This is a genomic window from Mycolicibacterium neoaurum (genome assembly GCF_036946495.1).
Lineage (GTDB): Bacteria > Actinomycetota > Actinomycetes > Mycobacteriales > Mycobacteriaceae > Mycobacterium > Mycobacterium neoaurum_B.
Genome location: NZ_JAQIIX010000002.1, coordinates 2,060,248 through 2,072,622, shown reverse-complemented (window position 1 = coordinate 2,072,622; position 12,375 = coordinate 2,060,248). Strand labels below are relative to the sequence as shown.

At 67.0% G+C, this 12,375-nt stretch carries 11 protein-coding genes; 5 read left to right on the top strand and 6 right to left on the bottom strand.

Annotated elements, in window-relative coordinates:
- Positions 1-7 precede the first annotated feature (7 nt).
- Genes PGN27_RS15245 through PGN27_RS15235 form a run of 3 tightly spaced genes read right to left on the bottom strand, consistent with a single transcriptional unit; the run spans position 8 to position 2,654 of the window.
- On the bottom strand, positions 8-781 hold the full coding sequence (locus tag PGN27_RS15245) for an ABC transporter permease (RefSeq protein WP_335326869.1): 774 nt from the start codon (positions 779-781) through the stop codon (positions 8-10).
- A complete protein-coding gene (locus tag PGN27_RS15240) occupies positions 778-1,590 on the bottom strand; it encodes an ABC transporter permease (protein ID WP_335326868.1) in 813 nt (270 codons plus the stop codon). Before PGN27_RS15240 ends, PGN27_RS15245 begins: the two co-directional genes overlap by 4 nt.
- Positions 1,587-2,654: an ABC transporter substrate-binding protein gene (locus tag PGN27_RS15235; RefSeq protein ID WP_335326867.1), complete on the bottom strand. Its 1,068-nt coding sequence runs from the start codon at positions 2,652-2,654 to the stop codon at positions 1,587-1,589. Before PGN27_RS15235 ends, PGN27_RS15240 begins: the two co-directional genes overlap by 4 nt.
- A gap of 201 nt (positions 2,655-2,855) precedes the next feature.
- On the opposite strand from PGN27_RS15235, the gene PGN27_RS15230 reads away from it, so the two are divergent.
- Both PGN27_RS15230 and PGN27_RS15225 read left to right on the top strand, forming a co-directional pair.
- Positions 2,856-4,496 carry an FAD-binding dehydrogenase gene (locus PGN27_RS15230; RefSeq protein WP_335326866.1) on the top strand — a complete coding sequence of 547 codons (1,641 nt, stop codon included), beginning with the start codon at positions 2,856-2,858 and terminating at the stop codon, positions 4,494-4,496.
- A complete protein-coding gene (locus PGN27_RS15225; RefSeq protein ID WP_335326865.1) occupies positions 4,493-6,142 on the top strand; it encodes an alpha-keto acid decarboxylase family protein in 1,650 nt (549 codons plus the stop codon). Before PGN27_RS15230 ends, PGN27_RS15225 begins: the two co-directional genes overlap by 4 nt.
- A gap of 11 nt (positions 6,143-6,153) precedes the next feature.
- Here the strand turns inward: PGN27_RS15225 and PGN27_RS15220 are convergent, their stop codons facing one another.
- Entirely contained in the window at positions 6,154-6,573 is a 420-nt protein-coding gene (locus PGN27_RS15220; protein WP_335326864.1) for an SRPBCC family protein, read from the bottom strand.
- A gap of 72 nt (positions 6,574-6,645) precedes the next feature.
- Between PGN27_RS15220 and PGN27_RS15215 the strand changes: the two genes are divergently transcribed.
- The 3 genes from PGN27_RS15215 (at position 6,646) to PGN27_RS15205 (ending at position 10,681) form a co-directional block, all read left to right on the top strand.
- Positions 6,646-7,836 carry an acyl-CoA dehydrogenase family protein gene (locus PGN27_RS15215; protein WP_335326863.1) on the top strand — a complete coding sequence of 397 codons (1,191 nt, stop codon included), beginning with the start codon at positions 6,646-6,648 and terminating at the stop codon, positions 7,834-7,836.
- Positions 7,829-9,103 carry an acyl-CoA dehydrogenase family protein gene (locus PGN27_RS15210; protein WP_335326862.1) on the top strand — a complete coding sequence of 425 codons (1,275 nt, stop codon included), beginning with the start codon at positions 7,829-7,831 and terminating at the stop codon, positions 9,101-9,103. Before PGN27_RS15215 ends, PGN27_RS15210 begins: the two co-directional genes overlap by 8 nt.
- Before the next feature lie 93 nt (positions 9,104-9,196).
- Entirely contained in the window at positions 9,197-10,681 is a 1,485-nt protein-coding gene (locus PGN27_RS15205; RefSeq protein WP_335326861.1) for a multicopper oxidase family protein, read from the top strand.
- Here the strand turns inward: PGN27_RS15205 and PGN27_RS15200 are convergent.
- Both PGN27_RS15200 and PGN27_RS15195 read right to left on the bottom strand, forming a co-directional pair.
- A complete protein-coding gene (locus PGN27_RS15200; RefSeq protein WP_335326860.1) occupies positions 10,666-11,301 on the bottom strand; it encodes a response regulator in 636 nt (211 codons plus the stop codon). The genes PGN27_RS15205 and PGN27_RS15200 overlap by 16 nt on opposite strands.
- Entirely contained in the window at positions 11,283-12,362 is a 1,080-nt protein-coding gene (locus PGN27_RS15195; protein WP_335326859.1) for a sensor histidine kinase, read from the bottom strand. The genes PGN27_RS15200 and PGN27_RS15195 overlap by 19 nt, the downstream gene beginning before the upstream one ends.
- Positions 12,363-12,375: the final 13 nt, after the last annotated feature.

Below are 12,375 nucleotides of genomic sequence, written 5' to 3'. Positions count from 1 at the left end.
CGGGTGGTCAGGCGGTGCGCCAGCGGGTGGCGTAACGCTCGATGGGTCCGAGGACCAACAGATCGGCGATGACGAGCAACAGGATGAAGACCAGCACCCAGGCCAGGAAGCCGTCCAGCTGGTTGGCGTCATACCAGTAGCGAGATCGCCAGCCGACGCCCGAGGTGGCGCCGAACCACTCGGCGAGAAGCAGGCCGTTCCAGGCGCTCATGATGGCGAATCTGATTGCGGCCACGGTGGATCCGGCGACAGCGGGGGCCACGATCTCGCGCAGCGCCCGGGTGCGGGACACCCCGAATGCCCGCGCCATGAGAACCAGGTCGACCGGTACCGCCCGGGTGGCCTTGGCGATGTTGACGATCACGAACGGCAGTCCGGACAGGAAGACCGTCACCACCGGGGTCAACCAGCCGAAGCCGAACCACATGGTGGTCAGCAGCGCCCAGATCACCGCCGGTATCGCCAGGGCCGCGGCATTGAGATCGGAGAAGGCCAGATCGAGAACTCGGGACAGGCCCATCAGCACCCCGATCACGGCTCCCACGATCAGTGCCGCGACCAGTCCGAGCAGGAAGCGGTTCATGCTGATGGCGAGATTGGTCCACAGTTCGCCGATGGCGGCCTCGGACCGGAGCCGACCGATGCTGTCGGCCACCGACGGCACCCGGTTGCCGAACACCACGGCCAGCTGCCAGGCACCGATGATGGTGGCGATGGCGGCGAGTACCGCTGCGGCCGTGCTGGTCTGGGAACGCAACTGCCGGACGGTCATGGTGGTCATGCGATCTCCTTGCGCCATGCGAAGAACCGGGTTTCCAGGTGGGCCAGGCCGCGCTCGACGAGCACCATGGTGACGATGAACAGCGCGGTCCAGGCGAGCATGTCGTCGACCTGGAACTCCTGGTAGGCCTTGCGGATCATGAAGCCGACGCCGTTGCTGGCGCCGAACACCTCGGTGAGCGCCTCGACCTTCCAGGCCATGGCGAATCCGTACCGGACACCGGCGAAGACGAAGGTCGTCAGTGCCGGCAGGTAGAGGTGGCGCAGGATATCGGTGCGGCTACGGTCGAACGCCCCGCACATGGCGAGCAGCTTGCCGTCCACTGACCGCACGCCCTCGGCGACGTTGATCGCGATGAACGGCGTGGCGACCAGCGCGGACACCACCACCGGGCCGCCGGCGCCCACACCGAAGATGAGTAGACCGAACACCGCGTAGGTCAGGCCCGGCATATTGCCCAGCACGAACAGTGGCAGCGAGAAGTACGAGGTCATGAATTCCGAACGGCCCATGACGAATCCGATCACCAGGCCGGCCACCATTGCGATCGCGAAACCCGCGGCGATCTTGGCGATGCTGGCGGCGAAGTTGGTCAGGGCCGCGCCGGAGGAGATGATGTCGATCACCCGGTCGGCCACATCGGCGGGGTTGGGCAGGATCGGATCATTGACGACCACCGCGGTAAGCGCCCACACACCGAGCGCGCACAGCAGCGCGAGGCCGGAGACCAGCCAACGCCGGTGCTGGGGCGGCACGCGTACGGGACGCCGGACGGCGGGCCGCATCGGCTCGGTGACGGTCTGGGTCACTGCTGGGCTCCTTGGGTTGCGTGGAATTGCGGGTCGGCGATGTCGTCACCGATGACCCCGGTGGTGCGCATCAGATCGAAGATCGAGCTCTCGTCATCGGCCCACTGCTGATCGAAGCGGACGTCGTCGACCACCCAGTCATGCTGGGCCACATAGGCCTTCATGAACTCGATGTCCTCGGGTGAGGAGACGGCGAAATGCTGCGGGTACAGCTCGATCATGTCGTCGCGATGCGCCTGCCATTCGGCGAGTCCGCGATCCCAGAGGTCCAGGAATGCCGCCACCTCGCCGGGGTGCCCGTCCACCCAGTCGCTGCGGGCGACGAAGACGTTGCCCATCGGACCGTCGTGGCCGGGTGCCTGCAGTTCTGCGAAGAGGTCGGCCGAGGACTTGCCGTCGTAGAGTGCCCGTACCGACCCGTCACGAAGTTCCCGCGCCGACAGGTCGGGGTAGCAGATGCAGGCGTCGATCTCACCGCGCGCCAAAAGATTCGACAGGTTCTGGATATCGGCGACCACGACATCGACATCGCTGGGGCGCTCACCCGCATCGACAAGGTTCATACCGTGCATCCGTTGGACGAGCGCACTCCATACCAACGTGCCCGACACGGTGGTGAAGACGCCGATCCGTCGACCCCGCAGATCCTCCAGCGACCGGGCTGGGTCGTCGGCACGGACCAGGATGCGGCTGCGTTCGGCGTTGTAGCGGCCGATGATGACGGTCTCGCGCTGGGTCTGTTCCTCCAGGGCCGGAACTTCGAAGGAGGCCGAGGAGATGATGTCGGCGTGTCCTCCGGCGAACAGCCCGAATTCGTCCCAGGTGGCGCTGGTCTCGATGGAATAGCCGGTGTCACGTTCCCATTCGTCGATGACCCCGATGTCGTGCATGTAGTCCCAGATCGGGTCGGGGGCGAAGGTGAACCGGATGACACCGTCCTGGGCCGAGCGGGACGAGGCTGGACCACCGAGGCCGGCAGAGCACGCCGTGGCAGCCACGATGGTCAGCGCCGAGGCAAGGGCGACGGCAATTCTGGCGAGTCGAGTTCCTGTGATGGTCGTCACGAGAACACGATGCGGGTGACGTGGCCCGGCCGACAATGTCGGCGGACACACTCTTGAACCCGCGCCTATGTCGGTGCGGACACCCGAGCCGGCGCCAACGGCGGGGCACGCGAGGCAGCCGAGCGTCGCATTCCACCCGCACCGGGGCATCGCGGTCGGTACTGTCCCGGGAACAGACAACAGACCGGAGACCCGCATCCCATGACGCCGCCGTCCGCCGATGTGATCGTGGTCGGCCACGGTTTGGCAGGTCTGGTCGCCACCCACGAACTCGTCGAGGCGGGCAGACGCGTCCTGCTGCTGGACCAAGAAGGGCCCATCGACTTCGGCGGTCAGGCCTACTGGTCGTTCGGGGGCCTGTTCATGGTCGACACCCCCGAACAACGATTGTGCGGTATCCGGGATTCGCGCGATCTCGCGTGGCAGGACTGGCTGGGTTCGGCGCAGTTCTCGGACGGCGACGATGATCATTGGCCACGGCAGTGGGCCGAGCACTATGTCGATTTCGCCGCAGGCGAGAAGAGGCGCTGGCTGCGCGGACTGGGCTGGCGCGCATTCCCGCTTCCGGGCTGGCCGGAACGGGGCGGGCACGGCGCACTCGGGTCCGGAAACAGCGTGCCGCGCTTCCACATCACCTGGGGTACCGGCCCGGGGCTGGTCGATGTCTTCGCCCGCCGGGTGCTCGACGCCCAGGCGCGCGGTCTGGTGACCCGGTTGTTCCGCCACCGCGTGACCGGTCTGGACGCCACCGGCGGCCGCATCACCGGTGTCCACGGAACAGTGCTCGAATCGTCCGCACATCGGCGTGGCACGCGTTCGAGCGAGACCGCGGTGGGCGAATTCAGCGCCACCGCAAGCGCTGTGCTGTTGGCGACCGGCGGTGTCGGTGGCAGCCCGACGCTGGTGCGCCAGCTGTTCACCGAGAGCTTCGGCACCTACCCCGACGATATGCTCTGCGGGAATCCCGCCTACGTCGACGGATCCATGATCGCCGTCGCCAAACGGGCGGGGGCGAAGATCGCCAACGAGAACCGGCTCTGGTTCTATCCCGATGGCGTCACCAACATCGATCCGATCTGGCCCAATCACGGAATCCATGTCACCGCAGGCCCGTCGGCGCTGTGGCTCGACGGTGCGGGCATCCGACTACCTCCCCCGCTGTACCCGAACTTCGACACCGTGGGGGCCGTCCGATACATGATGGCCTCCGGGCACACCCACTCATGGCTGGTGATGAACGCTGAGATCTTCGCCAAGGAGTTCGCGATGTCCGGCCAGGAGCTCAATCCGGCCATCACCGGAAAGCACCCACTGGCAGCCATACGCGGTCTGCTGCGTCCTCGATTGGGCGGTTTCGCCAAGGAGTTCCTCGATCGTGGAACGGATTTCGTGCAGGCGACCACGATCGGAGAGCTGGCCGCCCGGATGGCCGTCGACCCTGCTGCCCTAGAACGGGAAGTCACCGCCCGCGACTCCCAGGTGGGTAACCGCTACAGCAAAGACCCCCAGTTCGCAGCCATTTACAACGCCCGCCGCTACTGGCCCGACCGTTTCCGCGTCGCCAGGCCGGGGCGCATCCTGGATCCGCAGGCCGGCCCCTTGATCGCGGTCAAGCTGCACATCACCACGCGAAAGACGTTGGGCGGGGTGCAAACCGATCTTCAGGGCCGCGTGCTGACCGAGACCGGGACCGTTCTGGAAGGCCTCTACGCCGCGGGCGAGGTTTCCGGGTTCGGTGGAGGCGGTATTCACGGCCATCGTTCCCTGGAGGGCACATTCGTCGGCGGCTGCCTGTTCACCGGCCGCGCCGCGGGCCGCAGCATCGCAAGGAGTGTCGTATGAAGATCGGAGAGTTCCTGCTTCGCCGGCTGGCCGAGGTCGGCACCACACACGCCTTCGGTGTGCCGGGTGACTACAACATGTCGTTCCTGGAGCAGTTGGAGGCGCATCCGACGATGCGCTGGATGGGCAACTGCAATGAACTCAATGCCGCCTATGCGGCCGACGGTTACGCACGCTCGGGTAAGCCGGGCGTGCTGATCACCACCTACGGCGTGGGCTGTCTCAGCGCGCTCAACGGGGTGGCCGGCGCGTACTGCGAACACATACCGCTCATCCACATCTCCGGCGCACCGCCCGCGCACGCGGTGCATGATCGTAAGTCGTTGCACCACAGCCTGCTCGACGGCGGTTATCGCAACGTCCATCGCGCGTTCGCCGAGTTCACCGAGTACTCGGCGACGATCTCGACCGATAACGCTGTCGATGTCATCGACCATGCGCTCCGGACGGCGTTCCGGGCGCGTCGGCCGGTCCGCCTCGAACTGCCCTCGGATCTGACCCACGTCGACATCCCCACTCCCGACGGAGCATTGACCGTCAGCGACGCCGAACCGGCGCACCGGGAAGTTCTGGCGGCGGCCGAGCAGCTTTCCGAGATGTTGTCCCGGGCGCAGCGGCCGGTCCTGGTGTTCGATGCGTCCGCCGTGCGCTGGGGCGCCCTGCCCGCGATCGCGCGTTTTTGCGCCCAGCGGGACATTCCGTACTTCTGCACTTTGCCCACCGTGCACTACGCCGATCCGACGGCCGAGCAGTACCAGGGCATGCTGCCCGGCGCCGCGGGTCAGGCCATCTTCGACGACAGTGATCTGGTGATCACCTGCGGCTTCACCACTTCCGATGTCACCACCGCGTGTTTCACACTGGACTTCGCGGGCAGGTCGGTCGTGCGGCTGGAGCCCACATACACCCAGATATCGGACAGCGCCGTGTATTACGGCACGACCATCGAAGCGGTTCTCGATTCGGTCGATCCTGCCGCCGGGCCCCGGTGGTGGCAGGAAGCGCCGCGGCCGCAGGCAGCCGAGACCCACGGTGGCGAACTCACCGAAGAGTTCTTCTTCGGGCAGCTGGCACGGTTCCTGCGCCCCGGCGATGTGCTGGTCGCCGAAACCGGCACCTCGGCCCAGAACACCGTCGGGATGTCGCTGCCCGAAGGGGTCAGCTATATCAACCAATCGAGCTGGGGCTCGATCGGATATGCGCTTCCCGCCCTGTTCGGTTCCCTGGTCGCCCAACCGGACCGACGGCATGTGCTGTGCACCGGCGACGGCTCGTTCCAGGTGACGGCCCAGGAGCTGTCCTCGGTGATCCGGCACGGGTTCGCGCCGGTGATATTCCTGCTCAACAATCGCGGGTACACCATCGAGCGCTCGATCCTGGGGGCCACCGCGGCCTACAACGACGTCGCCAACTGGGCCTACCCCGACGTGCCGCGGGCATTCGGCATCGATGACGACCGGCTGTTGACCGCGGTCTGCACCACGCGTTCCGAACTACAGGACGCACTCGCCGCGGCGGCGGACACCGATCGCCTGGTGTTCATCGAGGTGGCCCTGCAGCCGCTGGACATGACCGCGGCCACCGTGGCGGTCGGAGAAGCCACCCGGGTCTTCGATTACGGCGTGAACGGTCCGCAGAACAGGTAGCAGTATCGCCGTCAGGCCCGCGACGCGGCGCGCACCAGGAGGCGCAGAAGCACCTGCGCGATGGCCGCCAGCGGCGCCTTGACGAGCGGGAACGAGGCGGTCGAGCCGATCGTGTAGTCGATCCGCGTCCCGGTCCCGGACGGGCTCAGCCGCACCTCGCCGGTGTAGCCGGGGAACGGCGTGCCCGACAGCGCCTTGTAACCGAAGACATGGGGTGCCTCGAAGGTGGTGACCTCTTCGACGATGTCCGGTCCCGGCCCGGGTGTGCTGATCCGGCGCACGGCCCCGAGTCCGTTGGGCTCGGGGGCGCCCGGGCGGCCCAGGGTGACGCTGATTCCGGGTCCCCAGCCGGCCATGCCCAAGTGGTCGGTCAGGGTGTCCCATACCTTCTGGATCTCGGTGTCGACGGTGGCGTGCGCGGTCACATGCATGAGGGCCATCCTCCCCCACCGGTTGGTCGACCCGCATACGTGACGTCGATCACTCTTGCCTAGGGTGGGCTCATGAGCGCGACAGCAGATGCCGAACGGGTCGCCGAACGTGCCAGGCGAGTCGTCGAAGAGCACGACCCCAAGGTGGTGCCCGTCCCGCGGTTCCTGGCCGCCTGTTACGACGCCGGTCTGGCATGGGTGCATTTCCCGGAGGGCCTGGGCGGCATGGGGGTGTCTCGAGGACTGCAGGCTGTCGCCGACGCCATCCTGCAGGGTGCCGGCGGGCCGATGCCCCTGGGGCTGAATCCGATGGGCTACGGGATGGCCGCACCGACCGTGCGGGAACACGCGCAATCCGATGAGCTCAAGCGGTTCTGGTTGCGGCCGCTGGCCAGCACCGAGGACATCTGGTGCCAGCTGTTCTCCGAGCCCGGCGCCGGCTCCGATCTGGCCGGCCTGGCCACCTCGGCGGTGCCCGACGGTGACGAGTGGGTGATCAACGGCCAGAAGGTGTGGACCAGCCTGGCCCACCGCGCGCGCTGGGGTCTCTTGTTGGCTCGCACCGATCCCGGGGTCGCCAAACACAAGGGGCTCACCTATTTCGTCCTGGACATGCACGCCCCCGGTGTGGAGACCCGACCGCTGCGTCAACTCACCGGGCAGGCGGAGTTCAACGAGGTTTACATCACCGACGCCCGCATCCCGGATGCGCATCGACTCGGGGCGGTCGGCAACGGTTGGGGTGTCGCGATGACGACACTGATGAACGAGCGCAGCGCCCTGGGCGGTAGCGGATCACGGCGCGGTGCGGGCACCATCTCCGAGGCTGTCGGGCTGTGGGCGGCGCGCCCAGACCTGCACACCCCGGTGCTGCGCGACCGGTTGACGCAATTGTGGTTGCGCTCGGAGGCGCAGCGACTCACGGCACAGCGCTCGCGAGCGACCGCGAGCGTCGGCGGACCCGGCCCGGAGGGGTCGATCGGCAAGCTCGTCGGCGCCGAACTCAATCAGCACATCTATGTGTGGTGCATGGATCTGCTTGGCGCCGAGGGCATCCTGTATCACAGCTACGCGCTCGAACGCGATGACGACGGTGACTGGCGGGGTCCGGTCCAGCAGCGTTTCCTGCGTAGTAAGGCCAACACCATCGAAGGCGGGACATCGGAAGTGATGCGCAACATCCTGGCCGAACGAATCCTGGGATTGCCAGGGGATCTGCGCGCTGATGCGGGCATGCCGTGGAAGGAGATTCCGCGTGGCTGAGGAGTTCACGGATCAGCCCGACAACACGGCTGAGGAGTTCACGGATCAGCCCGACAACACGGCTGAGGAGTTCACGGATCAGCCCGACAACACGGCTGAGGAGTTTACGGATCAGCCCCGTGGCAAGGCTGAGTTCGTGTTCTCCGATGAGCAGGCTCAGTTGCGTTCCGCGGTAAGGAAGTTCGCCGCTGACAACTTCGGTGAGGCCAGTGCCCGGGCACAGATGGAACGCGAGCCGCGGTTCGACAGGGCGGTCTGGCGGCGGCTCGGCGCCGAGCTCGGCGTGCTCGGCCTCACGGTGCCTGAATCCGACGGCGGATTCGGCGGCACGCTGGTCGACCAGGCCATCGCGGTCGAGGAATTGGGTGCGGCATTGGCCACCGGACCACTGTTCGGGACGGTCTACCTGTCGATCCCGGCGCTGGTGGCGGCACGGGCAGGGGCCGCGCGTGACGAGCTGCTGGGCGCCTTGATCGAGGGGGCCCGCACCGCTGCGTTCGCGGTGCCCGACCGGGCGGGCGCCTTCGACCCGGCCGCCGTCACCGTCTCGGGGACCGACCGCCTCACCGGCACCGTCGCCCGCGTCGTGGACGGTGACGACGCCGACGAGTTGCTCGTCGCGGCACGGGGCGCTGACGGGGTGTCGTTGTACGCCGTGGACGCCACCGGCGATGGTGTGTCACGTACGACGTTGGTCACCCTCGATCTGACCCGGCCACAGGCCGATATCGCATTGCAGGACACCCCGGCTCGGCTGCTGGCCGGGCCCGAGGAGGCCGACCGGGTGATCACCCACGCCCTGCAGGTCGGATCGGCGCTGCTGGCCGTCGAGCAGGTCGGTGCCGCGGAGCATCTGCTCGACCTGTCGGTGGCCTACGCGACGTCGCGGTTGCAGTTCGGTAGGCCCATCGGCTCGTTTCAGGCGGTCAAGCACCGGTTGGCCGAGGGCATGGTCGACCTGGAGCATGCCCGCTCGACCGCCTATCACGCGGCATGGGCCATCGGGGACGGCTCCGATGACCCGGCGTTGGCGGCCAGCATCGCCCAGGCCGTCGCCTCGGCGGCCTTCAGTCGTATCGCCGCGGACACCATTCAGGTCCATGGCGGCATCGGTTTCACCTGGGAGCACCAGGCACACCTCTATCTCAAGCGGGCGACCACCGATGCCGCCCTGCTGGGAAGTGCGGAGGGGCATCGCCACCGCGTCGCCGAGCTGGTGCTCGACACCGCCGAGCCGAAGCCGCCCAGGGTCGCGACCGGGTTTTAGCAGACATTCACGACCGACACAAGGTGCTGGCGGACCGGATCTTCGGACCGGACGACTGAGTACAGCCGATGCCGGATTCCGAAGACTCAGGGGGTGCTCTCACCAACCCGCCGACAATTGCTGTTCGGTCTCGCCGCGGCCCCGCTCGTCCTGAGCATGGGGTGCTCGCGCACCACCGCCGCCGAGCGGTCGACGCGTCCGCTACCGATACCGCCGCCGGCTGAGTCCACCGTCGTCGACGGGACCCGCATCTTCGTGTTGCGGGCGATGTCCGGGCACACCGAGATACAGCCGGGCGTGCGGACGGCGACCTGGGGATTCAACGGGTCCATCCTCGGCCCGACGCTGCGCGCGCGCCGTGGGGAACGGGTCGCGGTACGCGTGCAGAACGAGTTGGCCGAGCCGACCACCGTGCATTGGCACGGCATGCACGTTCCCGCGCAGTGTGACGGCGGGCCGCATCAGACCGTACCTGCCGGTGGCTCTTGGGAACCCCGTTGGGAGATAAAACAACCCGCGGCGACGCTCTGGTATCACCCGCACCCGCACGGTGCGACCGAGAAACACATCTACCGAGGACTGGCCGGGCTGTTCCTGATCGATGACGACGCCGTCGACGGACTGCCGCGGGACTACGGTATCGACGATATCCCGCTGATCGTCCAGGACCGCAGGTTCACCGGTGCGGGAGCGCTGGACGAGTCCGACACCACCGATATCGGACTTCTCGGTGACACGATCCTGACCAACGGCATTACCGGCGCCCACCTTTCGGTGACCACGCAACATGTGCGGTTGCGTCTGCTCAACGGGTCGGGCGGCCGGCTGTACAATTTCGGGTTCGGCGATGATCGCCGGTTCCAAATCATCGCCGGTGACGGTGGACTGTTGGCGGCTCCCGTGGAGGCCTCCCGCGTCCAGCTCTCCCCAGGGGAACGCGCCGAGATCGTCGTCGGATTCCGGACCGGTGAATCCGTTGCGCTGCAGTCGTTCCCCATCGAGAACCGGGCCGGACTGGCCGCTGACGAAGCGGCCCGCTTCGGCGTGGACGATGCTTTCACCGTCCTGGCGATCCATGCCGACGACACGCTCGGTCGCAGTCCGGTAATACCCGCGACGTTGGCCGCGTTACCGGCGCTGCCCGATGACGCGGCGACGATGCGGCGGCAGTTCGACCTGCAATGGTTCATGATCAACCGCAATCGAATGGACATGAACCGCATCGATTTTCACGCGATGGTGGATACCGACGAGATCTGGACCGTGCGCAACGTCGACAACTGGCCGCACAACTTCCACGTCCACGACACCCAGTTCCGGATCATCGACATCGACGGTTCCGCGCCACCGGCACACCTGGCCGGTTTCAAGGACACCGTGTACGTCGCACCGGGACAACGGATACGGATCGCCATCCGTTTCACCGACTACACCGATCCCACATGGCCGTACATGTACCACTGCCATCTCGCCTGGCACGAGGACCAGGGGATGATGGGACAATTCCTCGTCCTCGGCCCCGGGCAGCAGCCGGCGGGTCCGCCGGCGACCCCGATGCCGGGTCACTCCATGCGCTGATACCCGTACACCGCGAGCTGTACCCGATTCTGGGCGCCCAGCTTGGTCATCAGGTTCGCGACATGGGTCTTGACCGTCGTCACCCCCAGATGCAGGCGTGCCGCGATCTCCTGATTGGACAAACCCTCGATCACCAGCGGCAGCACATCCTCCTCCCGCTCGGTCAGCGCGACCGGTTCCACCACCGCGGCGCCCCGCGCATCGACGGCCCGAACTACCAAGCGTTGCAGCACATGCGCCGACAACACCAGTTCCCCGGCGGCCACCCGTCGCACCGCGGTGAGCAGTTCACTCGGGTCGGTGTCCTTGACCAGAAACCCCGACGCGCCGGCGGCCAGCGCCGGGTAAAGGTGCTCGTCATCATCAAACGTCGTCAACACCAGGATCTTCGAATCGGCCCGTGCCGAGCGGATCTGCTCGGTTGCGGTGATCCCGTCCACCCCTGGCATGCGGAGATCCATCAGCACGACGTCCGGCATCAGTTCAGCGGTGGCACGGACGGCCTGCGCCCCATCGGAGGCTTCCGCGACCACCTCGATGTCCTCGGTCGAATCGCAGAGCATCCGCAGACCCGCTCGTACCAGGCGCTGGTCGTCGGCGATCACGACACGGGTAACCATGCCCGCACCTCCCATCCCCGCTCACCGCGACCGGCGCGGAAATCACCGCCCATGAGTGCCAGCCGCTCCGACATCCCGACAATCCCCAGCCCACCCGCCGATTCGTCACCACCGAGGTTGTCCACTCGGATGTCGATGCCACCATCGCGTCGTGTCACACTCAGCGTCACCGGGCCGACGGGTTCGGCATGTTTCATCACATTGGTCAGCGATTCTTGGATCACTCGTAGCACCGTGAGCCTGGCCATCGCATCCAGACCTGTGCCGTCCCGGTCGATATCGGCGGTCACCGCGAAACCCGCGGCGCGGGAGCGTTCTATTGCGGCGTCGATCTCACTCCACAGTGCTTCGGGTTCCACCATGGCAACCTCGTGCAGGTCTGGGTCGCGCAGCGCGCTCTGCCATCTGCGGATATCGGCCAGCGCGTCCGCGGCCGTCCGGTGCACGTCGCCGAGTACCTCGACGACCCGCGGGTCGGCACCATCGATCACGTGTTCAGCGGCTCCGGTGCGCACAACGATCGATGCCATGTGATGCGCGACGAGGTCATGCAGTTCGCGGGCCATCGCGGTGCGCTCCTGGGCACGGACCTGCGATTGGGCGGTCGCCCGCATCTGACGTTGGCTGCGCAGATACAGGCCCAGCAGCAGGGGAAGCCCCAAAGCCGCTGCCACCGTGGTCAGATCGGCCGCACCCCAGCGCTGGGCGTGGTCATCGAGCTCCACACCGAGCAGCAGCGCGGCCAGCCAGGCCGCACCTGCCAGCGCCACGACCCGGTTGTTGTCCACCCGGGCGGTCAGGTCGGCCAGGGCGATCGCACCGAGATAGGGGACCAGTCCAGACAAGCCCCAGGCTTGATCGGCGAACATGGGTACCGCGAGTACCGACAGGATCAGCGACACCGGCAACGGCCAGCGCTCACCGCAGACAAACACCACCGCCGATGTGCAGGCCAGTAGCCAGAAGGGCAACGAGACACGGAACTGCCCGGGAAATGTGCTCACCGCCAGCAGCACCGGCGTCAACACCAGTGGCACACTCCGGAGCAGCAGGCGGTGCACGCGATCAGGCTAT

Bases quoted from the DNA above. Each gene is read 5' to 3' on its own strand.
- PGN27_RS15245 (WP_335326869.1), bottom strand. From the start codon at position 781: ATGACCACCATGACCGTCCGGCAGTTGCGTTCCCAGACCAGCACGGCC.
- PGN27_RS15230 (WP_335326866.1), top strand. From the start codon at position 2,856: ATGACGCCGCCGTCCGCCGATGTGATCGTGGTCGGCCACGGTTTGGCA.
- PGN27_RS15225 (WP_335326865.1), top strand. From the start codon at position 4,493: ATGAAGATCGGAGAGTTCCTGCTTCGCCGGCTGGCCGAGGTCGGCACC.
- PGN27_RS15220 (WP_335326864.1), bottom strand. From the start codon at position 6,573: ATGCATGTGACCGCGCACGCCACCGTCGACACCGAGATCCAGAAGGTA.
- PGN27_RS15215 (WP_335326863.1), top strand. From the start codon at position 6,646: ATGAGCGCGACAGCAGATGCCGAACGGGTCGCCGAACGTGCCAGGCGA.
- PGN27_RS15200 (WP_335326860.1), bottom strand. From the start codon at position 11,301: ATGGTTACCCGTGTCGTGATCGCCGACGACCAGCGCCTGGTACGAGCG.